The sequence below is a fragment of the Marinobacter aromaticivorans genome (genome assembly GCF_002806975.1).
Lineage (GTDB): Bacteria > Pseudomonadota > Gammaproteobacteria > Pseudomonadales > Oleiphilaceae > Marinobacter > Marinobacter aromaticivorans.
In genome coordinates, this window is sequence record NZ_NIHD01000002.1 from 479202 (window position 1) to 505403 (window position 26202).

At 56.6% G+C, this 26202-nt stretch carries 26 protein-coding genes; all 26 read left to right on the forward strand.

Features of this window, described 5'->3' with window-relative positions; translation table 11 throughout:
* Positions 1–17: 17 nt before the first annotated feature.
* The 26 genes from CDH48_RS04965 (at position 18) to CDH48_RS05090 (ending at position 26111) form a co-directional block, all read left to right on the forward strand.
* Positions 18–1313 carry an MFS transporter gene (locus tag CDH48_RS04965; protein ID WP_100687605.1) on the forward strand — a complete coding sequence of 432 codons (1296 nt, stop codon included), beginning with the start codon at positions 18–20 and terminating at the stop codon, positions 1311–1313.
* A 309-nt stretch (positions 1314–1622) separates the two neighbouring features.
* Complete coding sequence (mnmG, locus tag CDH48_RS04970; protein ID WP_100687606.1) at positions 1623–3509, forward strand: tRNA uridine-5-carboxymethylaminomethyl(34) synthesis enzyme MnmG; 1887 nt, start codon at positions 1623–1625, stop codon at positions 3507–3509.
* Between the two features lie 6 nt (positions 3510–3515).
* Positions 3516–4175, forward strand: coding sequence for a 16S rRNA (guanine(527)-N(7))-methyltransferase RsmG (gene rsmG, locus CDH48_RS04975; protein WP_100687607.1), 660 nt, complete (start codon positions 3516–3518; stop codon positions 4173–4175).
* 34 nt (positions 4176–4209) lie between these two features.
* Positions 4210–5004, forward strand: coding sequence for a ParA family protein (locus CDH48_RS04980; RefSeq protein ID WP_100687608.1), 795 nt, complete (start codon positions 4210–4212; stop codon positions 5002–5004).
* Between the two features lie 63 nt (positions 5005–5067).
* A complete protein-coding gene (locus CDH48_RS04985; protein ID WP_100687679.1) occupies positions 5068–5943 on the forward strand; it encodes a ParB/RepB/Spo0J family partition protein in 876 nt (291 codons plus the stop codon).
* Between the two features lie 204 nt (positions 5944–6147).
* Complete coding sequence (locus CDH48_RS04990; RefSeq protein WP_100687609.1) at positions 6148–6540, forward strand: ATP synthase subunit I; 393 nt, start codon at positions 6148–6150, stop codon at positions 6538–6540.
* A 15-nt stretch (positions 6541–6555) separates the two neighbouring features.
* A complete protein-coding gene (gene atpB, locus CDH48_RS04995; RefSeq protein WP_100687610.1) occupies positions 6556–7410 on the forward strand; it encodes a F0F1 ATP synthase subunit A in 855 nt (284 codons plus the stop codon).
* Between the two features lie 52 nt (positions 7411–7462).
* Positions 7463–7690, forward strand: coding sequence for a F0F1 ATP synthase subunit C (atpE, locus tag CDH48_RS05000; RefSeq protein WP_100687611.1), 228 nt, complete (start codon positions 7463–7465; stop codon positions 7688–7690).
* Positions 7691–7788: 98 nt separating this feature from the next.
* Positions 7789–8259 carry a F0F1 ATP synthase subunit B gene (locus CDH48_RS05005; RefSeq protein WP_100687612.1) on the forward strand — a complete coding sequence of 157 codons (471 nt, stop codon included), beginning with the start codon at positions 7789–7791 and terminating at the stop codon, positions 8257–8259.
* 11 nt (positions 8260–8270) lie between these two features.
* Positions 8271–8807, forward strand: coding sequence for a F0F1 ATP synthase subunit delta (locus CDH48_RS05010; protein ID WP_100687613.1), 537 nt, complete (start codon positions 8271–8273; stop codon positions 8805–8807).
* A 28-nt stretch (positions 8808–8835) separates the two neighbouring features.
* Entirely contained in the window at positions 8836–10380 is a 1545-nt protein-coding gene (gene atpA, locus CDH48_RS05015; RefSeq protein ID WP_100687614.1) for a F0F1 ATP synthase subunit alpha, read from the forward strand.
* A gap of 66 nt (positions 10381–10446) precedes the next feature.
* Positions 10447–11307, forward strand: coding sequence for a F0F1 ATP synthase subunit gamma (gene atpG, locus CDH48_RS05020; RefSeq protein WP_100687615.1), 861 nt, complete (start codon positions 10447–10449; stop codon positions 11305–11307).
* 53 nt (positions 11308–11360) lie between these two features.
* Positions 11361–12755 carry a F0F1 ATP synthase subunit beta gene (atpD, locus tag CDH48_RS05025; RefSeq protein ID WP_100687616.1) on the forward strand — a complete coding sequence of 465 codons (1395 nt, stop codon included), beginning with the start codon at positions 11361–11363 and terminating at the stop codon, positions 12753–12755.
* A gap of 36 nt (positions 12756–12791) precedes the next feature.
* Entirely contained in the window at positions 12792–13214 is a 423-nt protein-coding gene (locus CDH48_RS05030; protein WP_100687617.1) for a F0F1 ATP synthase subunit epsilon, read from the forward strand.
* 186 nt (positions 13215–13400) lie between these two features.
* The gene (gene glmU, locus CDH48_RS05035; RefSeq protein WP_100687618.1) at positions 13401–14765 is read left to right on the forward strand and encodes a bifunctional UDP-N-acetylglucosamine diphosphorylase/glucosamine-1-phosphate N-acetyltransferase GlmU; all 1365 of its coding nucleotides are present in this window, start codon (positions 13401–13403) and stop codon (positions 14763–14765) included.
* Between the two features lie 51 nt (positions 14766–14816).
* Complete coding sequence (gene glmS / locus CDH48_RS05040; protein ID WP_100687619.1) at positions 14817–16649, forward strand: glutamine--fructose-6-phosphate transaminase (isomerizing); 1833 nt, start codon at positions 14817–14819, stop codon at positions 16647–16649.
* A 26-nt stretch (positions 16650–16675) separates the two neighbouring features.
* Positions 16676–17560, forward strand: a complete 885-nt coding sequence (locus CDH48_RS05045) for a LysR family transcriptional regulator (protein WP_100687620.1) — start codon at positions 16676–16678, stop codon at positions 17558–17560.
* Between the two features lie 114 nt (positions 17561–17674).
* On the forward strand, positions 17675–18478 hold the full coding sequence (locus tag CDH48_RS05050) for a putative hydro-lyase (RefSeq protein ID WP_100687621.1): 804 nt from the start codon (positions 17675–17677) through the stop codon (positions 18476–18478).
* Between the two features lie 51 nt (positions 18479–18529).
* Positions 18530–19594, forward strand: coding sequence for a TRAP transporter substrate-binding protein (locus CDH48_RS05055; RefSeq protein ID WP_100687622.1), 1065 nt, complete (start codon positions 18530–18532; stop codon positions 19592–19594).
* 63 nt (positions 19595–19657) lie between these two features.
* Positions 19658–20251, forward strand: a complete 594-nt coding sequence (locus CDH48_RS05060) for a TRAP transporter small permease subunit (RefSeq protein ID WP_100687623.1) — start codon at positions 19658–19660, stop codon at positions 20249–20251.
* Positions 20251–21534 (forward strand): TRAP transporter large permease, encoded by a 1284-nt coding sequence (locus CDH48_RS05065; protein ID WP_100687624.1) that lies wholly within the window; start codon positions 20251–20253, stop codon positions 21532–21534. Before CDH48_RS05060 ends, CDH48_RS05065 begins: the two co-directional genes overlap by 1 nt.
* Before the next feature lie 36 nt (positions 21535–21570).
* Positions 21571–22248 (forward strand): DUF2848 domain-containing protein, encoded by a 678-nt coding sequence (locus tag CDH48_RS05070; RefSeq protein ID WP_100687625.1) that lies wholly within the window; start codon positions 21571–21573, stop codon positions 22246–22248.
* The gene (locus tag CDH48_RS05075; protein WP_100687626.1) at positions 22245–23612 is read left to right on the forward strand and encodes an amidase; all 1368 of its coding nucleotides are present in this window, start codon (positions 22245–22247) and stop codon (positions 23610–23612) included. The genes CDH48_RS05070 and CDH48_RS05075 overlap by 4 nt, the downstream gene beginning before the upstream one ends.
* Entirely contained in the window at positions 23612–24427 is an 816-nt protein-coding gene (locus tag CDH48_RS05080) for a hypothetical protein (protein ID WP_100687627.1), read from the forward strand. Before CDH48_RS05075 ends, CDH48_RS05080 begins: the two co-directional genes overlap by 1 nt.
* Positions 24424–25152 carry a 5-oxoprolinase subunit B family protein gene (locus tag CDH48_RS05085; RefSeq protein ID WP_100687628.1) on the forward strand — a complete coding sequence of 243 codons (729 nt, stop codon included), beginning with the start codon at positions 24424–24426 and terminating at the stop codon, positions 25150–25152. The genes CDH48_RS05080 and CDH48_RS05085 overlap by 4 nt, the downstream gene beginning before the upstream one ends.
* Positions 25149–26111: a 5-oxoprolinase subunit C family protein gene (locus CDH48_RS05090; RefSeq protein WP_100687629.1), complete on the forward strand. Its 963-nt coding sequence runs from the start codon at positions 25149–25151 to the stop codon at positions 26109–26111. The genes CDH48_RS05085 and CDH48_RS05090 overlap by 4 nt, the downstream gene beginning before the upstream one ends.
* Positions 26112–26202: the final 91 nt, after the last annotated feature.

Sequence of the window (26202 nt, forward strand, 5' to 3'; positions counted from 1 at the left end):
TAACCGCGGATGTTTTCATGGCCATACACAGTCAGTTCCGTTTGCTGGGGCAGCGGCGTTTTCTGCCGTTTTACCTCACCCAGTTTTCCGGAGCGTTTAACGACAACCTCTATAAAAATGCCTTGCTGCTGTTGATTGCCTACCAGACCACCGGTTTGCTGGGGCTGTCGGTGAATACGGTGGTCAACCTGGCTGCCTTCCTGTTTATCCTGCCGTTTTTCCTGTTTTCCGGCATTGCCGGGCAGATGGCCGACCGCTATGAGAAAGCCGCCATTATCCGCAAGGTAAAGCTGGCTGAAATCGGTATTATGGCTATTGCGGCGCCGGCGCTCTGGTTTGGCTGGTATGAAGGGCTATTGGTGCTGTTGTTCCTGATGGGGACCCAGTCCACTTTTTTCGGCCCGGTAAAGTACGCCATTCTGCCCCAGGTACTGGGCGACGATGAGCTGGTCGGCGGCAACGGCCTGGTGAGCATGGGTACCTTTGTGGCCATTCTGCTTGGCACTATTGCGGCTGGTTTGCTCATGGGGCTTGAGGCGGCTGCAAAACTCACGGCCGTGAGTGTGCTGGTGATGGCGGTTCTGGGGTATGTGGCGGCGCGCCAGGTACCCGAGGTTGGTACAGCCGAAGTCGCGTTGGCGGTACGTTTCCGACCGGTTCTGGAGACCTGGCGTCTGATGGGCGTGGCGGCTGAGCGCAAACCGGTGCTTTGGGCCGTTCTCGCCATATCCTGGTTCTGGTTCCTTGGCGCGGCCTACCTCACCCAGTTCCCCAACTTCGCCCACAGCCATCTTCAGGGTGACGAGACCGTGGTCACCCTGCTGCTGTCCATGTTTATCGTGGGTATCTCCATCGGCTCCGTGCTGTGTGAACGCCTTACCCGGCACCGCATCACCCTGGCACCCGTGCCCTGGGGGGCGCTTGGCCTGACCCTGCTGGGAGTGGATCTGTTCTTTGCGGTACCGGCAAACCCGGAACCATCCACCTGGTGGACGCTGGTGACAGAGCCGGTTTACATACGGGTGCTGATGGATCTGGTGGGCATCGGAGTATGCGGCGGTCTGTTCATCGTGCCCCTTTATGCGTTTATCCAGCATGAAACCCCACAACACAAACGGGCACGCATCATCGCGGCACTGAATGTGATCAACGCGCTGTTCATGGTCGTGAGCGCGCTCACGGGCATTCTGGTGCTGGGGGTTCTGGAAGTGGGTATTCCCGGGCTCTTCCTACTCCTGTCCCTGGTCAATGGGCTGGTGCTCATAGCAGTGCGGCGTCTGAGGTGGCGAGTCCAGGCCAGTGCCTGTGGATAATTAATTGGATAAGCTGCGGACAAGCTCTGGATACCTTTTTAAAATAACAATTAAAACAAGATGTTAATGGTTGATGCAAGGCTCCTGATCAGGCACATTTTTGTGGATAACTTTATTGAAAACTTTTCTGAGAAGGGCTGCCCAAGCCCCTGAAAACCCGATGATTTCGGTTTTCCGAAACAGAGTAAATGGTACGGAAGCCGGCGTTTCCCCAGCGCTGGTTAAAATTTGCACATTCTGACTGCAATTTTCCGAGTGAAACGTTATACTCCGGGCCCTGTTTTTATCCCCCGATTTCCGAGGTGAGCTGTGGATTTTCCAACCCGTTTTGATGTCATTGTCATTGGTGGCGGCCATGCCGGCACTGAAGCTGCACTCGCGGCGGCGCGCATGGGTTCCCAGACCCTGCTGCTGACCCACAACATCGAAACCCTGGGCCAGATGTCCTGCAATCCGGCCATCGGAGGCATTGGCAAAAGCCATCTGGTAAAGGAAATCGACGCCCTGGGTGGCGCCATGGCGCACGCAACCGACAGGGCGGGTATCCAGTTCCGGGTTCTCAACAGCCGCAAAGGCCCGGCGGTACGCGCCACCCGCGCTCAGGCCGACCGGGTTCTGTACAAGGCGGCGATTCGCCATATGCTGGAAAACCAGCCCAATCTCACCCTGTTCCAGCAGGCAGCGGACGACCTGATTGTGGAAAACGATCAGGTGACCGGCGTGGTGTCGCAGACCGGTATCCGGTTCAACGCCAAAACCGTGGTACTGACCACCGGTACCTTCCTCGGCGGCGTTATCCACATTGGCATGCAGCAGCATGCCGGTGGTCGCGCCGGTGATGCGCCAGCCAATGCGCTGGCACAACGATTAAGGGAGCTGCCTTTTAATGTGGGCCGGCTGAAAACCGGCACGCCGCCGCGCATTGATGCCCGTAGCGTGGATTTCTCTGTCATGCAGGAGCAGTGGGGCGACAACCCGGCCCCGGTGATGTCCTTTATTGGCAGCCAGGACCAGCATCCGCAACAAATCTGCTGTTACGTGACTCGAACCACGGAACAGACCCACGACATTATCCGCAGTGGCTTTGACCGCTCGCCCATGTTTGCCGGCAACATTGAGGGCGCTGGTCCACGCTACTGCCCGTCCATAGAAGACAAGGTCAATCGTTTTGCCGACAAGGATTCCCATCAGATTTTTGTGGAGCCGGAGGGCCTGACCACCAACGAGCTGTATCCCAACGGTATTTCCACCAGTCTGCCGTTTGATATCCAGCTGGCCGCAGTGCGCTCGATTCCGGGGTTTGAAAACGCCCATATTACCCGGCCAGGTTACGCCATCGAATACGACTACCTGAACCCGCAGGATTTGCGCCATACCCTGGAAACCAAATTCATCCAGGGCCTGTATTTTGCCGGCCAGATCAACGGTACCACCGGCTATGAAGAGGCCGGTGCCCAGGGCTTGCTGGCGGGCATTAACGCTTCCTTGCGCGCACAGGAAAAAAGCGAATGGTATCCGCGTCGGGATGAGGCCTATCTCGGAGTGCTGGTGGACGATCTGATCACCATGGGCACCAGTGAGCCCTACCGCATGTTCACCAGCCGCGCCGAATACCGCCTGATTCTGCGGGAAGACAACGCCGATCTGCGCCTGACTGAAACCGGTCGCAAGCTGGGCCTGGTGGATGATGAGCGCTGGCAGAAATTCAGTGACAAGTGCGAAGCCATAGCAACCGAACGCAAACGGCTTGAAACCACACGCATTCACCCGTCCACGGAAGCGGCCGAGCGTGCCAACGCCTTCCTGAAGCAGCCCATGACCCGGGACAACACCCTGGCGGAGTTGCTGCGCCGCCCGGAAATCAGCTACAGCCATATTGCTGAAATCGGTGGCGAGCAGGCAGGGGAGCCGGTTGTGGCGGAGCAGGTGGAAATCGAGATCAAATACGAAGGCTATATTTCGCGCCAGACCGAAGAAATCGAGCGTTTGCGCCGGAATGAGAGCACCGCCTTGCCGATTGATCTGGATTACGAGGTGATTGGCGGCCTGTCCAACGAGATCAAACAGAAGCTGAAACAGGTGCGCCCGGAGACGGTGGCCCAGGCGTCCCGGATCCAGGGCGTTACGCCGGCTGCCATCTCGCAGATCCTGGTACACCTGAAAAAGCGTGATCTTCTACGCAAACAAAGCGCCTGATCACGCATGGCACAAGCACTCTGGCAACGCCAGCTTCAACAGGGGCTGGCCGAAATGAAGCTTTCCGTGGATGAGCATCAGCAGAAAAGGTTGCTGGCGTTCCTGGCCCTGCTCAACAAATGGAACAGGGCCTATAACCTGACGGCCGTGCGCAACGAGGCAGAGATGGTGTCCCGCCAGTTGCTCGACAGCCTCAGTATTCTGCCCTGGATTACCACCGATCATCTGCTGGATGTGGGCGCCGGTGGTGGTTTGCCGGGAATACCTTTGGCGATCGTGCTTCCGGAAAAGCGCTTTACACTGCTCGACAGCAATGGCAAGAAAACCCGTTTTCTGAACCAGTGTGTACTGGAACTTGGCCTGCAAAATGTGAGCGTAATCCATGGCCGCGCAGAGGACTGCAAGCCGGAGCAGCCCTTTCACCAGATCAGTAGCCGGGCGTTTACGGCCCTGGATAACCTGGTGAACTGGTGTGGCGGGCTGTTGGCGAATAATGGCAGCTTTCTTGCCATGAAAGGCCAGTATCCGGATGATGAGGTGGCTGCCCTTCCTGCGGATTGGCAGGTATCATCCAGCCACGCCCTGAATGTTCCGGGGGCCGGTGGTGCGAGGCACCTGCTGATTGTGACCCGGACAGAGGGCAAACCTGGCAACCCGCAACGGTAATGGGCAGCTGTATTCAGTATTAAGGAGGCGAGACATGGCGCGCGTGATTGCAGTGACCAATCAGAAAGGCGGTGTGGGCAAAACCACCACCTGCGTCAACCTTGCTGCCTCACTGGCCGCTACCCGGCGCCGTGTGCTTCTGGTGGATATGGATCCCCAGGGCAACGCCACCATGGGCAGTGGCGTGGACAAGAATGCGCTGGAGCTGTCGGGGTACGATCTGCTTACCAGGCGCGCCTCCGCCGCCGAGGTTATCATTCCGGCAGAGGCATCGGGTTTTGATATCATGCCCTCGAACGGCGACCTGACCGCCGCCGAAGTGGAACTGATGAACGAAATTGGCCGCGAGCACCGGCTGCGGCTCGCCCTGAACAGCGTTCGTGACAACTACGATTACATCCTGATCGACTGCCCGCCTTCACTCAGCCTGCTCACCGTTAATGCGCTTTCTGCCGCAGACTCGGTGCTTATACCCATGCAGTGTGAGTATTACGCTCTGGAGGGCCTGGCGGCACTGATGAATACGGTGGAGCAGATCAAGGAAACGGTTAACCCGGATCTTGAGATCGAAGGCATTCTCAGAACCATGTACGATCCTCGCAACAGCCTTACACTGGATGTGTCCGGCCAGCTGAGTGAATATTTTGGTGATAAGGTCTACCGTGCCGTCATACCGCGCAACGTGCGCCTGGCGGAGGCACCCAGTTACGGCATGCCGGCCCTGAAGTACGACAAGGCGTCCAAAGGGGCCATTGCCTACCTGGCACTGGCTGGCGAGATGGTGCGCCGCCACGGGGCAAAAAAGACATCGGCTCAGGTTGCGGTGTAACATACCGCCGCGTCTCTCTTTAAAGATGCACAACGATTATTAACCGGAAGAATGACTGATACCATGGCGGCGAAGAAAAGAGGATTGGGCGAACGCGGGCTGGGTGCCTTGCTGGCCGGTTCCAGGGTTAACCTGGATCAGGAACTGAAAGATCACGACGGCGAGTTGCGACAGGTTCCCATCGATCTGATTCAGCGTGGCCGCTATCAGCCCCGCCGTGACATGGACCCGGCCGCTTTGCAGGAATTGGCAGATTCCATTCGTCAGCAAGGGGTTATGCAGCCGGTTGTGGTGCGCCCCATTGCCGAAGGCCGCTATGAACTGGTGGCCGGCGAGCGCCGTTGGCGGGCCACCCAGATGGCGGGGCTGGACAGCATACCGGCCATTATCCGGGATGTCCCCGATGAAGCCGCCATCGCCATGGCGCTGATCGAAAACATCCAGCGTGAAAATCTCAATCCTATTGAAGAAGCCTTCGCCCTCCAGCGCCTGCAGGACGAGTTTGGCCTGACCCAGGCCCAGGTGGCTGAGGCTGTGGGAAAATCCCGCACCACCATTACCAACCTGTTGCGCCTGATCGGCCTGACTGAAGATGTGCGCCTGATGCTGGAACATGGCGATCTGGAAATGGGCCACGGCCGCGCCATGCTGACACTGTCGCCGGAGCAACAAATGCAGGCCGCAAAACAGGTTGTTGCCAAGTCACTTTCGGTAAGGCAGACGGAAGCATTGGTGCGCCGGATGCAGCAGGACCCGGCGCCCGGCAAGCCGGCCAAACCGGGAGCGGTTGACCCGAATATCCGGGCCCTGCAGGAGGATCTTGCCGAACGTCTGGGGGCAAAGGTATCCATTGCCCATGGCCAGCGTGGCAAGGGAAAACTGGTGATTGAATACGGTTCACTGGACGAGTTGGACGGTATTCTGGGCCATATTCGTTAAAAGTAAATAAAATCACCCGAGTCCCGGAAAAGCCTGTAAACACCAGATGTCGTGACCGCGAACGGCATGGGCCACAACTTGTGTGACACGTATTGATGTTAGCTCCTGGCCTGATGGAATTTTGGCCAGATTTTCTTAAGAGTCTGGTTGAACATAAAGTGCTTAAAACATATAATTTCGCGCGATTGGAATGGTGGCAGTGATATGAACTCCAGGCAATCACGGATCACCCGCGTTCCTTTGGGCCGTTGGCTGGCCATTGAGTTTACAAGTTCAGTCATTATCAGCTTGTTGTGGGTATTGCACAGTCCCTTGGCCGGTTATTCCGCGTTTGTAGGCGGTCTTATTTTTATAGTGCCAAATGCCTGGTTTGCCCATCGGGTTTATCGGTATCAGGGTGCCCGTAGCGCACACCTGGTGGTAGGAGATCTGTTTCGGGCGGAATCTACCAAAATCGCCCTTACCGCAGTTTTTTTCGCGGCCGTTTTCACTTTAATGGAGCCGGTATATGTACCGGCTCTGTTATTCACTTTTGCTGTGATGGTTTTGGTGGGCACCGCGTCGCGTTGGCTCATCCGGCCGCAACCACAGCGATGACTGGACGAGAGCAGTATGGCAGCTGAAACCCCAGTAGAGTATATACAACATCACCTCACCAACCTCACTTACGGAAAGCTTCCGGCAGGTTATGAGCGGGCCGATGGCAGCGTGATGCAAGAAGCCTCATGGACGTTTGCAACCTCCGGCCAGGAAGCGGTCGATATGGGATTCATGGCGATCCATGTGGATACCATGGGTTGGTCCATTGCAGTGGGCCTGTTTTTTCTTGGCCTGTTCCGTTTCGTGGCTACCCGGATGACTGAAGGTACGCCGGGAGGCTTGCAGAACCTGGTGGAAATCACCCTTGAGTTCATTCAGGGGCTGGTGCGTGATACCTTCCACGGCAAAAACCCCCTGATTGCCCCCCTGGCGCTGACTATTTTCGTCTGGATCTTCCTGATGAACGCGCTGAAACTGATCCCGGTGGACTATGTTCCGTACATTGCCCATGCCATGGGCCTGGAATACTTCAGGATTGTACCCACCACCGACCCCAACGGTACCTTCGGTATTTCCATTGGTGTGTTCCTGCTGATCCTGTTCTACAGCTTCAAGGTGAAGGGCGTGGGTGGTTTCACCAAGGAGCTAGCGTTTACTCCGTTCAACCATTGGTCGCTGGTGCCCTTTAACCTGTTGCTGGAAATCCTGGCACTGATTATCAAACCCATCAGTTTGGCCCTGCGTTTGTTCGGTAACATGTACGCGGGTGAGGTTATCTTTGTCCTGATTGCGCTATTGCCTCTGTGGATCCAGTGGACCCTGAACTTTCCCTGGGCCGTTTTCCACCTTCTGGTTATTACGCTCCAGGCGTTTATCTTTACCGTGCTGACTGTGGTTTACCTCAGTTCGGCGCACGAAGATCACTGATTTAACGTTAAATACACAACCCTTAACTATCTGAAAAACCGAGGAGTCTTCAATGGAAATGGTATTTGTAGCAGCTGCGCTTATTATCGGTCTGGGTGCCCTGGGCGCCGGTATCGGCTTTGGCCTGTTGGGCGGCAAGCTGCTTGAGTCCACTGCGCGTCAGCCGGAAATGGCCAGCCAGTTGCAAACCAAGGCCTTCATCATGGCCGGTCTGCTTGACGCGGTTCCCATGATCGGTGTTGGTATTGCTATGTACCTGATCTTCGTTGTTGCCGGCTAAGCACAGCCTGGAAGATGCGGGCGCTGCGCTGAATACCTGAGCCAGACGCCCGGTTTTTTGGTTTCCAGCACGCAACGAATAGCAAGAGGTACATTGCCGTGAATATAAACCTTACGTTAATAGGGCAATCGATTGCCTTCGCTATTTTCGTCTGGTTCTGCGTGAAGTATGTATGGCCGCCTATTACGGCAGCCATGGAAGCGCGCCAGAAGAAAATTGCTGATGGTCTTTCTGCTGCAGACCGGGCTTCACTGGATCTTGAGCTTGCTCAGGAAAAGGCCGCCAAACAATTGCAGCAAGCCAAGGAAGAAGCTGCTGTTCTTATTGACCAGGCTAACAAGCGCGCCGCCCAGATTGTGGAAGCATCAAAAGATGATGCCCGCAAAGAAGGTGAAAAGCTCATTGAGCAGGCCAGGGCGGAAATTCAACAGGAGCGTGTTCAGGCTCGCGAAGCACTCAGGGCAGAAGTGGCAACGCTTGCCATTGCCGGTGCCGAGAAGATCCTGGAAACCTCTGTCGATGCCAAAGCTCACAGCGAGATGCTGGACAAGCTGGCCGCACAACTCTAAGCGAGGGTCCCATGGCACAACTGACTACGTTAGCCCGGCCCTATGCGAAAGCCGTTTTTGATGCCGCGAAAGAGCAAGATGCGATTGACTCCTGGGGTCAGGCACTTGCTTTTATTGGTTTGTTGGCGGCTGACGATACCGTGAAGAACATTCTGGCCAACCCTGGCCTGCCTGAGGAGCGCAAGGCAGAGCTGTTTTTCGATACGACTGATGAACAGCTACCTGAAGCACTCAGAAACTTCCTGTTGATTCTTGCAGAAAGCAAGCGCCTGGCGTTGCTTCCGGAAATTTCGACCCTGTTTGCCTTTTATCGCGCAGAACTTGAGCGCACGGTTAACATGAAGGTAAGTACCGCGTTTGAAATGACGGCTGACCAGCAACAGAAGCTGGCAGAGGCATTGTCCAGGAAACTGGAGCGTAAAGTCGCCCTGGAAACCGCTGTTGATCGCTCGCTGATTGGTGGCGTGGTGGTAAATACCGGCGATCTGGTTATTGACGCTTCAGTCCGTGGCAAGCTGGCAAAAATGGCCAAAGCACTGGGCACCTGATTTCAGCAAAAGGTTTGAGGACAAAGGCATGCAGCAACTGAATCCATCCGAGATCAGTGACATCATCAAGAAGAGAATCGAGAAGCTCGATATCTCCTCTGAAGCAAAAAACGAAGGCACCATCCTGTCTGTAGCAGACGGTATCGTGCTGATTCACGGCCTGGCCGATGTAATGTACGGCGAAATGATCGAATTCGCTAACGGCGTATTCGGCATGGCACTGAACCTGGAACGCGACTCCGTTGGCGCCGTGGTGCTGGGCGACTACGAAGATCTGGCAGAAGGCCAGAAGGTGCGCTGTACCGGTCGTATTCTGGAAGTTCCGGTAGGGCCGGAGCTTCTGGGTCGTGTAGTAGATGGCCTGGGTAACCCCATTGACGGTAAAGGCGATCTGGGTGCCAAGCTGACCGCACCAGTCGAGAAGGTGGCTCCTGGCGTTATCGCCCGTCAGTCCGTTGATGAGCCGGTTCAGACCGGTATGAAAGCAATCGACACCATGGTTCCGATTGGTCGTGGCCAGCGTGAGCTGATCATCGGTGACCGTCAGATCGGTAAAACAGCCGTTGCGATCGACGCGATCATCAACCAGAAGAACACCGGCATCAAGTGTATCTACGTTGCCGTTGGCCAGAAGCAGTCGTCCATTGCGGCGGTGGTGCGTAAACTGGAAGAGCATGGTGCCATGGCGCACACCACAGTGGTTGCAGCGGGTGCCGCTGACCCTGCGTCCATGCAGTTCCTGGCGCCCTATGCCGGTACCTCCATGGGTGAATACTTCCGCGACCGCGGCGAAGACGCCCTGATCGTATACGATGACCTGTCCAAGCAGGCCGTTGCCTACCGTCAGATTTCCCTGCTGCTGCGTCGTCCGCCAGGCCGGGAAGCCTATCCGGGGGATGTATTCTATCTGCACTCCCGTCTGCTTGAGCGCGCTTCCCGCGTTAACGTGGATTACGTTGAACAGTTCACCAACGGTGAAGTGAAAGGCAAGACCGGTTCCCTGACCGCCCTGCCGATCATTGAAACCCAGGCGGGTGACGTCTCGGCTTTCGTACCGACCAACGTAATCTCCATCACCGATGGTCAGATCTTCCTCGAGACCAACCTGTTCAATTCCGGTATTCGCCCGGCGATGAACGCAGGTATCTCGGTATCGCGGGTAGGTGGTTCGGCCCAGACCAAGATCATGAAGAAACTGGGCGGTAACATCCGTCTGGCACTGGCTCAGTATCGTGAGCTGGCGGCCTTTGCCCAGTTTGCTTCTGATCTGGACGAAGCCACCCGCAAGCAGCTTGAACACGGTCAGCGTGTGACCGAACTGATGAAGCAGAACCAGTACAGCCCCATGTCTGTGGCTGAAATGGGTACCGTTCTGTTTGCCGCCAACGAAGGCTTCCTTGACGACGTAGAGGTCGACAAAGTGGTCAAGTTTGAAGCCCAGTTGCTGGAGTGGATGCGGGCGGAGCAGAAAGAACTGCTTGAGAAGATCGGTCCTGAAGGCAACTATAATGATGAGGTTGCCGCTGGCCTGAAAGCTGCCCTGGAGAAATTCAAGACCACTCAAACCTGGTAATACCGCCGGCCCGCTGCTGCGGGCCTGTTGGTCCCAATGAGTGTCTAACTTGAAAAGGCAGTGACTATGGCCATCGGAAAAGAAATACGTAATCAGATCGGCAGCATCAAGAGCACGCAGAAAATCACCAGCGCCATGGAAATGGTGGCGGCCAGTAAGATGCGTAAGGCTCAGGAGCGTATGCAGGCAACACGCCCCTACGCGGAAAAGATGCGCCAGGTAATCGGACATATTGCCAAGTCCAACAAGGATTACCGTCATCCGTTCATGATTGAGCGTGAGGTGAAGCGTGTTGGCTACATCGTTGTCTCCTCTGATCGCGGTCTGTGCGGTGGTTTGAACGCGAACGTGTTCAAGCTGCTTGTGCGGGAAATGCGTGACTGGAAAGAAAAAGGTGTTCCAACCGATCTCTGTGCGATCGGGCAGAAAGGCGCATCGTTTTTCCGCAACTACGGCGGAAACGTTATTGCTGCACTGACGCATCTGGGCGATAACCCGAGTGCGGAAACCCTGGTTGGTAACGTCAAGGTCATGCTTGATGCCTTCCAGGACGGCAAGATCGATCGTCTGTACCTGGTGAACAACGAATTTGTAAACACCATGACGCAAAAGCCGAAATCGGAGCAGCTTCTGCCTCTGCCGGAAGGCAAGGATGAAGATATTGGTCGCCATTGGGATTACATTTATGAGCCGGATTCGCGCCCGATTCTGGACGGGCTGCTGCCACGTTTTATTGAGTCCCAGGTTTATCAGGGTGTGGTAGAGAATCTTGCCTGCGAACAGGCGGCACGGATGATTGCCATGAAGAGTGCTACCGATAACGCAGGTGACATTATTGACGAGCTGCAGTTGGTATATAACAAAGCGCGTCAGGCAGCCATTACGCAAGAGATTTCGGAAATTGTGAGCGGCGCGGCATCGGTCTGATCCGCCACAACCCTACTGGTTTTATTGACTATCAAGATAACGAGGAACCGAGCATGAGTAGCGGACACATCGTTCAGATCATTGGCGCGGTTATCGACGTGGAGTTTCCACGTGACGCCGTGCCAAGCGTTTACGACGCACTGCTGCTTGAAGGTGGTGAAACAACCCTGGAAGTCCAGCAGCAGCTGGGCGACGGCGTTGTTCGCACTATCGCCATGGGCAGCACCGAGGGTCTCAAGCGAGGCCTGAAAGCAGAGAATACACACAAGCCGATTTCCGTGCCTGTGGGCACCCAGACTCTGGGCCGCATCATGGACGTTCTGGGCCGACCCATCGACGAGCAAGGCCCCATCGGTGAAGAAGAGCGTTGGGGTATCCACCGCAAGGCACCAGGCTATGCAGACCAGGCAGCGTCTGCCGACCTGCTGGAAACCGGCATCAAGGTTATCGATCTGATCTGTCCGTTTGCCAAGGGTGGTAAGGTCGGCCTGTTTGGCGGTGCCGGTGTCGGTAAAACCGTTAACATGATGGAGCTGATCAACAACATCGCGAAAGAGCACTCTGGTCTCTCCGTGTTCGCCGGTGTTGGTGAGCGGACTCGTGAAGGTAACGACTTCTACTACGAAATGAAGGACTCCAACGTTCTTGATAAAGTAGCCATGGTCTACGGCCAGATGAACGAGCCTCCCGGAAACCGTCTGCGCGTAGCGCTGACCGGCCTCACCATGGCCGAGAAGTTCCGTGACGAAGGTCGTGACGTACTCCTGTTCATCGACAACATCTACCGTTACACCCTGGCGGGTACCGAGGTATCGGCACTGTTGGGCCGTATGCCTTCTGCGGTAGGTTACCAGCCCACACTGGCCCAGGAGATGGGTGAGCTGCAGGAGCGTATTACCTCCACCAAAGATGGTTCTATCACGTCTATCCAGGCGGTATACGTACCGGCGGATGACTTGACTGACCCGTCCCCGGCAACCACCTTCTCGCACCTTGATGCCACTGTGGTACTGAGCCGTGACATCGCTTCCAAGGGTATTTACCCGGCGATCGATCCGCTGGACTCCACCTCCCGCCAGCTGGATCCGCTGGTGATCGGTGAGCAGCATTACACGGTTGCCCGTGGTGTGCAGAACGTGCTGCAGCGTTATAAGGAACTGAAAGACATTATCGCGATTCTGGGTATGGACGAGCTGTCTGAAGAAGACAAGCTGATCGTTTCCCGCGCCCGTAAGATTGAACGATTCCTGTCCCAGCCGTTCCACGTTGCCGAGGTGTTTACCGGGTCTCCAGGTAAGTATGTGTCCCTGAAAGACACCATCAGCAGCTTTGAAGGCATCCTCAATGGCGACTATGATGATATGCCGGAACAGGCTTTCTACATGGTCGGCTCTATGGACGAGGCCATCGAAAAGGCGAAGGCCATGAAGGCGAAAGACGGTAAGTAATCCTCTTTCACTTTCTGATCCAAGAGGCTTAGAGATATGGCTATGACTGTACATTGTGACGTCGTAAGCGCTGAAAAGAAGATTTACTCCGGGCTGGTAGAGATGCTGATTGCTACCGGAACCGAGGGTGAGCTGGGCATTCAGTTTGGCCATGCTCCGTTGCTGTCCGCGCTCAAGCCGGGGGCAGTGCGGATCATCAAACAGGGTGGCGAAGAGGAAATCCTCTACGTTTCCGGGGGTTACCTGGAAGTGCAGCCAAACCTTGTGACCCTGATGGCCGATACAGCGGTGCGCGCCAAAGACGTTGATGAGGCAGCAGCAGTGCAGGCCCAGAAAGATGCCGAAGCTGCGCTGGCGAATAAAACGGGCGAGTTCGAGTATTATCGTGCCGCCGCAGAGCTGGCCGAAGCAGCCGCTCAGCTGCGTACACTGCAAAAACTGCGCAAGAACGTCCGTTAGGGCTGATTGCCAGGGCTTGCCCCCAAGAAGCCGCATTCCGGTGTGGGTAGCGGGTGTTGTTCCGCCTGAAAAGGCGACCACAACGCTGGTTTCCACCCCAAGGATGCGGCTTTTTTATTATGTGATTGATCATCGATAGAGAAAGTTATCTATACAACCCCGACCAGGTAAGGGAGTCGTTTCCCCATGTCACCGTTGCACGTTGTTATCCTGGCTGCAGGCCAGGGCTCAAGGATGAAATCATCGCTGCCAAAGGTACTGCACAAGGTGGCCGGCCGGCCTATGCTCCATCACGTGATCGACACCGCCCAGACCCTTGGGGCCGAGAAGGTTCATGGTGTTATTGGTCATGGTGCGGATCAGGTAAAGGCTGCATCCGGGCATTATCGCGTCAGCTGGGTCTTGCAGGAGCAACAGCTGGGTACCGGCCATGCCGTCGCCCAGACACTCCCGGAACTCCCCGATGATGCCAGGGTATTGGTGCTTTACGGCGATGTGCCACTGACCACTGCCCAGACCCTTCAGGGACTGTTGCAGGATCTGGATGACCGCACACTGGGATTGTTAACCGTGACCCTGGACAACCCTCAGGGTTACGGTCGTATTCTGCGCGACCAGGCAGGGCGGGTAACAGCCATCGTTGAGCAGAAAGACGCCAGCACCGAACAGTTGGCGATTAACGAGGTGAACACGGGTATTCTCGCGGTCAGCGCGCGCCATCTGAAAGCCTGGCTGCCGCAACTTTCCAGCAGCAACGCCCAGGGCGAATACTACCTGACCGACATCATTGCCATGGCCGTGCAGGCTGGCATGAGGGTCAATGTAGCCCAGCCGGGCAACCCGTTTGAAGTGCAGGGCGTGAATAATCGCCTGCAGTTGGCCGAACTGGAGCGTTGGTACCAGGCCCGGGAAGCGGATCGTCTGATGACCGAAGGTGCCACTCTGGCCGACCCGGCACGGGTAGATGTACGCGGCGAACTGACTGTCGGCAACGACGTACTGATCGATGTGAATGTGGTGTTCAGCGGCAAGGTCACGCTGGGTAGCCATGTGTCTATTGGCCCTGGTTGTGTTATTAGCGACAGCACCATAGCTGATGGTACCGAGATTCATGCCTACAGTGTGATCGAGCAAAGCAGTGTGGGCCCCGGTGCCCAGGTCGGGCCTTTTGCGCGTTTGCGCCCGGGCACTCAACTGGCGGCCAATACTAAAGTGGGCAATTTTGTTGAAACCAAAAAATCCGTTGTCGGTGAGGGCAGCAAAATTAACCACCTCAGCTACGTGGGTGATGCTACGCTGGGAACCGATGTAAACGTGGGTGCAGGCACCATCACCTGCAATTATGATGGTGTAAACAAGTATCAGACTGTTCTCGGTGACGGTGTGTTCGTCGGCTCCAACAGCTCCCTGGTGGCACCGGTGACGGTTGCTGCCGGCGCGACCATCGGTGCCGGCTCCACCATCACCAGGGATGTACCTGAACAGGAGCTGGCTGTGGCCCGGGGCCGGCAGAGGAATATTGCCGGCTGGCAGAAACCGGAAAAGAAATGACGCGTTTTTCGCAGCATTCACATTGATAATTTAACGAACAGGGTATAGAGCATGTGTGGCATTGTAGGTGCAGTTTCGGAACGGGACGTCCAGGGCATTCTTCTTGAGGGTCTGCGCCGCCTCGAGTACCGTGGGTACGATTCCGCCGGTATGGCCGTTCTGGATGGAAAGAGCGCTGTTCAGCGCGCCCGGGAAGTTGGCAAGGTGGAATCCCTTGCTGCCGCCATTGAAGCCAGCCCGCTTTCGGGGCATCTGGGTATTGCCCACACCCGCTGGGCGACCCATGGTGAGCCGTCACAGCTTAACGCCCACCCCCATATGTCCGGTGATCGCCTGGCTATTGTTCATAACGGCATCATCGAGAACTATCAGGAGCTGCGTGAAGAGCTGAAGGCCGACGGCTTTGAGTTTACCTCGCAGACCGATACCGAAGTGGTTGTGCACCTCATTGAAAAGAACTACCGCGAGCTGGGCAAACTTTACGACGCCGTAAAGACGGCCGTCACCCGTTTGCGCGGGGCTTATGCCCTGGCCGTAGTACATGCCGATGAGCCAGAGCATATGGTGGTGTGCCGCGAAGGCAGCCCGCTGGTGATTGGTGTGGGCATCGGTGAGAACTTCATTGCCTCGGACCAGCTTGCGCTGCTGCCCGTGACTGACCGCTTCATGTTTCTGGAAGAGGGTGATCTGGCCGATATCCGCCGCGACAGTATCGAGATTCATGACCGCGAGGGTGCGCTGGTTGACCGTGCGGTCAGCCGGTTTGAACACAGCGCAGATGCTGCAGAGAAGGGCGAATACCGCCACTACATGCTCAAAGAGATTCACGAGCAGCCCCGCGTTATCAAGGCCACCATGGAAGGCCGTGTAACGGATTCGCGGGTGCTGGAACAGGCGCTTGGAATCGAAGCGGGAGAGCTTCTGCAAGATGTTCGCCACGTGCAGATTATTGCCTGTGGTACCAGTTACCACGCCGGCATGGTTGCCCGTTACTGGATCGAGGACCTGGCCGGGGTGCCCTGCTCGGTGGAGGTGGCCTCGGAATTCCGTTACCGCAAGCACGTTATCCAGAAGGATACGCTGTTTCTGTGTATTTCCCAGTCCGGTGAAACGGCAGACACACTTGCTGCGCTGCGCCAGGCCAAAAAAGCCGGGTTCCGCGCTGCGCTGGCCATCTGTAACGTTCCGGGAAGTTCATTGGTGCGGGAATCCGACCTGGTGATCATGACCCAGGCGGGCCCGGAAATCGGTGTTGCTTCCACCAAAGCCTTTACCACCCAGCTCACAGCGTTACTGATCTTCTCCCTGGCACTGGCGCGCAAAAACGGCCTGAGTGCAGAGCGGGAAGCGGATATCGTTAAAGCACTGCACCTGGTGCCGGGTCAGGTCAGCGATGTGCTGGCGCTGGAAGGCGAAATCGCAGAGATGTCCGAGCGCTTTGTGGAAAAAAACCATGCCCTGTTTCTGGGGCGCGGCTCTCAATTCCCGGTGGCAATGGAAGGTGCGCTGAAACTGAAAGAGATCTCCTATATCCATGCTGAGGCCTACCCCGCCGGTGAACTGAAACACGGCCCGCTGGCACTGGTGGATAGCGAAATGCCCGTGATCACGGTTGCGCCCAATAACAGTATGGCGGAGAAGCTGAAATCGAACCTCGAAGAGGTTCGCGCCCGGGGTGGAGAGTTGTTTGTATTTGCAGACCGCGCTGCCAACGTAAAGCCGGAAGAAAACATCCACGTGGTGCAGCTACCGGAAGTGCATGAAATTACCGCGCCGATTGTTTATACCGTTCCGTTACAGCTGTTGTCCTACCACGTTGCCGTACTCAAGGGCACGGATGTGGATCAGCCCAGAAACCTGGCAAAAAGTGTGACGGTAGAGTAGCGCCGGTAACCCGGCGCTGTTTCACCATGAATATCAAGTCGTTAGAAACCTTCTTCTGGATAGCCAAACTGGGCAGTTTTCGAGCGGCGGCGAAAAAGCTGTACGCCTCGCAACCGACGATTTCTGCCCGGATTTCCGGCCTGGAAGACGAGCTGGGTATAGAGCTTTTCGATCGCTCCGGCCGTAATGCGGTACTGACGACCAAAGGCCGGCAGGTGCTGGCCTATGCCGAAAAAATCCTCCAGCTTCACGCCGATTTGCTCGAAACAGTGGCCAGCCCGGATGCCATTCAAGGCACGATCCGCCTGGGTGTCGCGGAAACCGTTGCTTACACCTGGCTCCCTGAGCTGATAGAAAGCATCAGCGAAACCTACCCGGCGATAAATCTGGAACTTGATATTGATATCTCCGTCAATCTGTCAGAAAAACTGCTCAAACGTGAGATTGATATCGCATTCCTTATCGGCGAGGTGAAACAGGAAGGTTTTTTCAATGCGCCCTTTTACAGCTACTCCCTGATCTGGGTTGTGAGCCCGAAACTGACATTACCCCCCGAGCCCGTTAGCCTGTCCGAGCTTGCCAAAATCCCGATCATTACCTACCCACGACTGAGCGAGCCTCACGTCAATATCCGCGCACTGATCAATAAAATGAGCAACTCCACCCAGATTCATTCCAGTTCCTCGCTATCGACGATTATCCGCATGGCGCTGGATGGCATCGGGGTGAGCGCCTTGCCGAAAGAGATCATCACAAGAGAGCTCGAAACCGGTCAGCTCCGGGAATTCAAGGTTGAGGCCAGCATTCCCGATCTGGTTTTCAATATGGCCTACTGTGCCGCCCCGGGTGCAAATGTTGTGCGAGCCGTTGCGGACCTGTCTCTCAAAATTGTGACGTCCAAGCCCTTCTAAAGTCGAATAATTGTCCATAGATCAGTATTTTCTATCAAAGTTGATTCTAATTTTCGATTTGTACTAATCAGTGTTTCTGCGCTAATTTTAAGAAAACCAAAACAAGGCAGAATCATGGCTTCGATGGATCACTCTCAGACTTTTGTGACACCCCGGGATGTCAGGTTGGCAGCGCGCAGCGGCGCCCTGGTTGGCTCGACAGCGGGAATGGCAAACGGCTTTGTTCAGGTCAATCTGGTGATAATGCCGGAAGAGCAGGCCAATGGTTTTCTGCGCTTCTGCCAGGCTAACCCCAAGCCCTGCCCGGTACTGGCAGTCAGTGAACCGGGTGCCAGGCACTGTGATCTGCTGGGCGAGGATCTGGACATTGCCCGGGATGTGCCTTCCTACCGCATATATCGCGACGGTGAATTCGACAGCACACTGACCGATGTGTCGGCTGTGTGGCGCGATGATCTGGTGACCTTCGCCCTGGGCTGTTCATTCAGCTTTGAGCATGCCCTGCTGCAGAACGGTGTGCCGGTGCGCCACATTGAGGAAGGGCGCAACGTGCCCATGTACAAGACTTCGATACCGCTGCGCCGGGCCGGAGGCTTCAGCGGGAATATGGTTGTATCCATGCGCCCCTTCCGTGCTGCTGCCGCTATCCGTGCGGTTCAGATTACCACCCGATTTCCCCAGACTCATGGCGCCCCGGTGCACCTTGGCGACCCGTCACTGATCGGAATAAAGAATCTTGGCTCGCCTGATTACGGAGATGCTGTCTCGGTAGCACCGGATGAAATACCGGTTTTCTGGGCCTGTGGTGTTACACCGCAGCAGGTGCTCATGGATTCGGGGATCGGGTTTGCGATTACACACACACCGGGCCATATGCTGGTCACGGATATCCCTGAAAGTCAGGTGGCTTTACTTTGACACTGCTATACAAGATAAACCCACCAAAATAATGAAAAGAGGAAGATGGCAATGACGACAAGAAAATATCTCGCACCGTTAGTGACTGCCGCAATGCTGGCCGTCACCGCGCAGGCGTCAGCCCAGGATCTCGACAACACCAGCATCTCTTATGTTGGCGCCTGGAGCAGCCTGTCCCTGTACAAGAACTTCGAGAGGCCGTTCTGGCAGGAGCATATTCCCGAAGCCTCTGACGGACAGATCTCAACAGAGGTGACCACCTTTGACCAGATGGGTCTCGGGGGCGGGGAGGTGTACCGTTTGATGGCGCGCAACGTGATTGAGGTAACCTCCACCGTGGCCGATTATGCGGTGGCGGACGCCCCTGAGCTTGAAGGCCTGGATATGCCGATGATGGCACCGGACGTAGAAACCGCTCGCAAGATAGCCGATGCCTACCGGCCCGTGCTCGCCGATGCGTTTGCTGCGCGCTTCAACAACGCGAAACTGCTCGCCATAGCGCCTTACCCCTCACAGGTGGTGTTCTGCAACACGGAAATCAAAGGGCTGGCGGACCTGAAAGGCAAAAAGATTCGCGCCAGCGGGCGCACCACGGCTGAGTTCGTGCAAGCTCTCGGTGCTGAGGGCATCACACTAAATTTCAGTGAAGTACCCGGAGCGCTGCAGCGCGGCGTTATTGACTGCGCGGTCACCGGATCCCTCTCTGGCTACAGTTCTGGCTGGCATGAAGTGTCCACGCACCTGTATCCGCTGCCTGTTGGCGGTTGGGACTACGTGCTTACGGCGATGAACGGTAAAAAGTGGGCGTCCCTGTCTGCCGAAACCCAGAAGTGGCTGCAGAACGAGATTCAGACCAACTACGAAGACCCCGTGTGGGAGTCCGCCGTAGAGGAAACCCGTGAGGGTATCGCCTGCCTGACCGGCAAGGGTGAGTGCGTTCGTGGCGAGCCCGGAGACATGGTTCTGGTTGAGGCCACTGAAGAGGACTTCAACGAAGTGTCCCGCCACTTGCAGGCAACACTGCTGCCCAACTGGGCTGACCGTGTGGACCAGAAGTGGGTCGATCGCTGGAATGAGACCATCGGCAAGGTAACGGGTCTTGAAGCGGCCAAATAATACCCTGGCCAGTTGAAAGAGCGGAGGCTGCCTGAAGCAGCCCCGCTCGCTTTGGAGAATCCTATGTTACAACAGATCAATAGCTGGCTGGATTGGCTGCTTGCCGGGGTAGATACCGGATCCTTGTGGATGGCACGGGCTGGCGGATTACTCATTCTGCTTACGGTGGGCCTGGTTACCACTGAGGTGCTTTCGCGCCAGTTTTTTGGTCGATCGGGTGTTCACGCTACCGAGCTTACCGGCTACATCATGGCGATCAGCTCAAGCTGGGCATTTGCCTATACCCTCATGCGCAAAGCGCACATACGCATTGATGCCCTGTACCTGACGCTGCCGATCAGTGTGCGCGGCGTGCTTGATCTGGTTGCCATGCTGGCTCTTGCGCTCTTCTGTGTACTTGTTGTGGGGGCAGCTTTTGAGGTTACCCTGCTCTCATATACCGGCGGGGCCCGGGCAAACACGCCTCTTGGTACGCCTGTCTGGATGCCGCAGCTACTTTGGCTGATCGGGCTTGTGTGGTTCAGCATTGCTGTTGTCCTGCTGTCTCTTCGTGTGCTGTTTGGTTTGCTGAGCGGCAACATCGAAGACGTGCAAAAAGTTGCCGGCAGCCCAACGCTTGACGAGCAGATTGGTGAAGAAAACAAGGAAGCTGCCTGATGATTCTTATTTCGCTTGCTGTTTTGCTGGTGCTGCTCGTATTGAGCGTGCCGGTCGCCGCCACACTGATTGTGCTGGGGCTGTTTCTTGATGAGTTTTTTTCTCCCTTTCCGCTGGTTAACGCGATGGGAGACGTACTCTGGTCGGCATCGGACAGTTTTCTCCTGATCGCGATTCCACTTTTCATTCTGCTGGGCGAGATCCTGGTCCGCACCGGCGTTGCCAAGAGTACCTATCGGGCCCTTGAAAGCTGGCTTTCCTGGCTGCCCGGCGGGCTGCTCCATGCCAACGTTGCAACGGCCACACTTTTTTCCGCAACCTCGGGCTCCAGTGTTGCGACGGCGGCTACGATTGGCACTGTGGCCATTCCTCAGGGCAAGGCCATGAACTATGATCCGAAGCTGTTTACCGGCTCGATTGCGGCGGGTGGCACGCTTGGCATCATGATCCCGCCGTCAATCAATCTGATCGTTTACGGGTTCCTTACCGAAACCTCAATCCCGAAGCTGTTTGCAGCCGGCCTGGTACCGGGCTTGTTACTGGCGTTCCTGTTCGTTCTGGGCACAGCCCTGATCTGCCTCTGGCGGCCCTCGCTTGGCGGACCGAGCACGCACCATACCTGGCATGAGCGCTTTTCAGGGCTGACAAGCCTGATTCCTGTACTGACGTTGTTTGGCATTGTGGTCGGTTCCATTTATGCCGGCTGGGCAACGCCGACCGAGGCAGCCTCTCTGGGCGTCATCGGTGCACTTCTTATTGCGTTGTTCATGGGCAAACTGAGCAAGAGCGTTGTTTTGGAAGCGCTTGAGGGCACCATGCGCACAACCGGCATGATTGTACTGATTATCATCGCTTCCTATTTTCTGAATTTCGTTCTGGCCTCCACCGGCATTACCCGTGAGCTGAGCACGTTTCTGGAGTCGGCAGGTTTCGGGCCGTACCTGACCCTCCTGCTTATTATTGGCTTGTACATTGTTCTGGGATTTTTCATCGAGACTCTGTCCCTGATGGTGATCACCATACCCATCGTTGCGCCTATTATTATCGCCCTGGGATTTGATCCGATCTGGTTTGGCATCCTGCTGATTCTTTTGATCGAAATGGCGCTGATTACACCGCCGGTAGGGTTGAACCTGTACGTGGTGCAGAGCGTTCGCAAGGGCGGGTCGTTCAACGATGTGATGATCGGAGCCATGCCCTATGTCGGATTCATGATGTTGATGGTCCTGCTGCTCGTCCTTTTCCCCTCCCTGGCTTTGTATTTGCCCGAGGTACTGAACTGATTATTAACCCATAGATAGCAACAACAGGATTTGAGCATGACAAGATTTCATTTGGCCGATACCAACGATGCCCTCGAGGTTGATGTTCAGGAGCTGATTATTGCCGGATGGGCTGGCCGTGAGCAGGCGGGTATTGATGAACATATCGAAGAGCTCAAGGCAATCGGTGTTACGCCGCCTTCCACTACGCCGCTGTTTTACCGGGTATCGGCAGACCAGCTGACAACGGCAGAAACCGTGCAGGTGCTGGGTAGCGAAACCAGTGGTGAAGTGGAAGTTGTACTGATTGGCAGCGAGCAGGGCACGTTTGTCGGCATTGGTTCGGATCATACCGACCGGGAAACTGAGGCCTGGTCCGTGGCGCATTCCAAGCAGGTATGTGCCAAGCCGGTGGGCCGGCAGGTCTGGACACTGGAAAGTGTTATTGACCACTGGGATGAGCTGAAAATATCTTCCTACGCCACGTTTGACGGTAAAGAGGTGCTTTACCAGTCTGGTGGTGTAACCGGGCTTTTGCATCCGGCGGACCTGTTGAAGCGATTTGGCCTGAAAGAGCCGAAGCTCGCACCGGGCCAGGTCATGCTGTGTGGCACTTTGCCGGTCGCCGGTGGTGTACGCCCCTCCAAGGCTTTCCGAATGGTGCTTGAGGATCCGGTAACCGGCCGCAAACTCGAGCATTTTTATAATATTAAGACGTTATCGGTGGTGAAATGAATCAGAAGTCTGGCGTGGCCCATGTCGACCTGGCATCAGAGACATTATCGTCGCTGCTTGAGGGGATACATCAAAACAGGTGGCGTGCGAGCGGTTTGCTCGAAATCTGCCAGGATAATATGGACCGGTACGATGACCCCGCCAATCAGGTGTATACGGCACGGTTCGACCGTACGGCAGAAGCCGAAGCAGCGGCTATCGATACGCTCCGTAAGGGAAATGTTCCACTAGGCGAGCTTGCGGGTCTGCCGATTGCATTGAAAGTTCTTTTTGATGTGGCGGGCGAAGTAACCCATTCGGGGTCCAAATGGTGGAAAGAGCCGGCGCGCAGCGACGCGCTGATCGTATCCCGGCTGCGCCGGGCCGGGGCTGTTATTACCGGGCACACCAACATGACAGAGTTTGCCTACTCCGGGCTTGGGCTGAATCCGCACTATGGCACACCGGCAAACCCCCTGGCGCCCGGGCGTATATCCGGGGGTTCGTCCTCAGGTGCTGCTTCGGCCGTGGCCCACGGTATGGCGGTTGCGGCAATCGGAAGCGACACCGGAGGCTCGGTGCGCATTCCCGCCGCATTCTGCGGCCTTGTGGGATTCAAGCCGTCCCAGAAACGCATACCCCGCGACGGTTCGTTCCCGCTATCGGACAGCCTGGATTCGATTGGCCCTATTGCCCGTAGCGTTGAGTGTTGTGCGCGCCTGGATGCCGTTATGGCTGGTGAGAGCTGGCAAAAGGCCAGTCCGGTGGACCTGCGCGATCGTCGCTTTGTGGTACCGGCCAACTACATGCTGGACGATGTGTCAGCGGGTGTTGCTGAGGCGTTTGCCCGCAGCTTGCGCAAACTGCGTGATAGCGGCGCCGTGATTGTGGAAGCACCGGTACCTGTGCTGGACGAGCTGCCCGGACTCATGGAAGGTGGCGGCCTCACCGCCGCAGAAAGCTATCACATCCACCGTGAGTGGCTACAGCAGCACAGCGATGAGTACGATCCCCGGGTTCGCACGCGCATGGAGAGAGGCGCTGCGATCAGTGCAGCAGACTATATTGAGCTGTTGCGGCGCCGGGCCGAACGAAAGCGGCAGGCAGACGAATGGCTCGCCTCCTATGACGGGCTTCTTGCCCCAACCGTGCCGGTTGAACCGCCCCGGCTCAAGGATCTTGAGAATGATGCGGAATATGCGCGCCTTAACTTGCTGATTCTGCGCAATCCCACCGTGGCGAATCTGTTGGATCTGTGTGCGATTTCGCTGCCCAACCACCGTTCCGGCGATCTGCCGGGAGGGCTTATGCTGATCGGTCGCAATGGCACTGACAGAGCACTGCTCGGCATGGCGGAAGCAATGGAAAAGGCTCTGCAGCAATAATGTTTGCAGTCATTGCTGTCAAACTGGTTGCCACAGCCTCTGTAGTGATTGGAGTGTCCGTTGCTGTGAGCAAACTTGGCCCCAGGCTGGGTGGAATTATTGCAGGAACACCGATCATACTGGGCCCCGGTTACTTTTTTATGTTGCAGGAGCGCCCGGTGGAGTTTATTCAGTCAGCGGCGCTTTCCACCCTGCATGCGCTGGTTGCAACGCTGGTATTCAGCATATGTTTTGTGATGACCGCAGGTCGCATGAGTGCATTGGCCAGCCTCGGCCTTGCCACTCTGTGCTGGATACCGTCTACACTGGTTTTTACGGCCACACCCGGCGGTATCTGGGGCGCGGTGCTGCTTTACTGCCTGGTATTGCTGGTTGCGGAAGGCATCCGGCGGGCGCTCGGGCTTGGCCAGCCGGTTGTTATTGCCCGATCAGGCTGGTTTGATCTGCTTTTGCGGGGCCTGCTCGCCGGTGTGCTGGTGAGCGTAGCGACAACGGTGGCGGCCCGCTCAGGGCCGTTGCTGTCTGGCGTGTTGGTAGGCTTTCCGGTGGGCCTGTTTACAATTGGCTGGACGCTGCATGAACGTTATGGCTCACACGTTGCACGGGCAACGGTGACCATCGCCCAGAAAGGCATGCTGAGCCTGGTGGCTTTCGCGGTGGTGGTTGCTCTGGTGGCAGATAAACTGCCACCGATGGTGACCTTCACCATGTCGTTGCTTGCCTCTCTGGCGGTCAGCGCGGCCCTGTTTCTGGTCAGCCAATGGCAGTATCGAAGAGCCGACACACTAACGCCACTGTCAGGGGAGAAGCCATGAGCCGAACACCCGCTTTGCACCGTTCAACGCTCGAATCCGCTGGCCTGGATAGCTGGATTGTAAGGCTGTTCGAGGATATTGACGAACACAATCTGCCCTGGCTGTCGGCGTTGTCGCGCCGGTGTGAGCAGGTGTTCGGTGGTGCGCTGGTTGATCTGGTGCCCTCCTATACCACGCTGCTGGTTGTTTTTGATCCATTGAGGGTATCGCCATCCGAGGCCAGGACCATGCTTTTACGGATACTCGCTGATCTGGAACCGGACGACAGTTCCCATGAAGGCCAGGTGCATGAACTCCATACCTGGTATGACCCCCGTGTAGGGCCGGAATTATCAAGGGTGGCTGAGCAGGCAGGTATGACGGTCAGCGACGTGATCGACGCTCACAGCCAGCAGGTGTATCGGGTTTTTGCGCTGGGGTTTGCTCCCGGTTTTGCGTTTATGGGGTTGACCGATCCGCGCCTGGAATGCGCCCGGCTCGAGACGCCCCGCCGGCGTGTGCCGCCGGGTAGTGTGGCCCTGGCGGGTCGCCAGACCGCGGCATACCCTGCAGCAACACCGGGGGGGTGGAACCTGCTGGGGCGCACCAGTGCCCGGCTGTTCGACCGTGAACGGAAGGGCTTCAGCCTTATGAGGGTGGGCGACCAGGTGCGCTTTGTGCCCGTTAGCCGTGAGCAATTCGAGCGTGAAGGCGGGGATACCACGCCTATGGAGCCGTCGTCGTGAATCAGAAGAGCAACCCGGAACCCTGCATCAGAGTCTTGCGTGCGGGGCCGCTTGCCCTGCTGCAGGACAGCGGAAGATTTGGCGTTCGCCACCTGGGGGTGACCCAGGGCGGTCCCGCCGATCTGTATTCCTGGGCCTGGGCAAATCACCTTACCGGTAATCCCTGGGGTACGGCCAACCTGGAGATCACCTTCGGCGGCTTGCAGCTGGTTGCGGGCAGAGACCTCGAAATCGCCATCACGGGCGCCGATATGGGCGCAACCATTGAGCAAAGGCCGGTTCCATTGTGGCAGCGGATTACCTGGAAAGAAGGCGAGATCCTGGCCTTTGCAGCTCCGGTGAGCGGGCTCCGGGCCTACCTGGCGGTTTGTGGCGGGTTTGTGGCAGAGCCGGTTCTGGGCAGTGTCGCCAGCGTAACCCGGGAAGCACTCGGTGGGTTCTGTGGAATGGGCACCAAACTGGAAACGGGTGATCAGTTGTCTGTGTACAGTACCCGGGGAGAACCTGGCGATGGGCCATTACAGGCGCCCCGGGATGCCATACCCGATTTTCGCCAGCCGGCGGTTCTGGACCTCCTGCCGGGTGCGCAGATTGCACACTTCACGGGCCGCAGCCTGTTCGACGCCTTCAATACCTGGTGGCAGGTTGATGATCGTGCTGACCGCATGGGCGTGCGCCTTACCGGCCCCAGGCTCCAGTGTCAGATCAGCACCCTGGTTTCCGAGGGTATAAATCTCGGTGGTGTTCAGGTGCCACCGGACGGCCAGCCGATTGTATTGCTGAATGATCGCCAGACCATTGGCGGTTACCCAAGGCTTGGTTCCCTGTCGCCGCTGGCGGCGTCCCGACTGGCTCAGTGTTTACCGAGAGAACGGGTTAAGCTGGTTGCCAGAAGCAGTGAGGCTGCACTCAAACAATACCGGGGCTTCCGGGCACTTTTTTACGAGAAATCCCGGTAGAGGCGGGGCTGCGGTTTGCTGTTCCGGCGGTACTAAAGAAGGGGGCGATCCTGTATCTTTAGGGGATTAACCTGCGTAGAAATATCAGGGA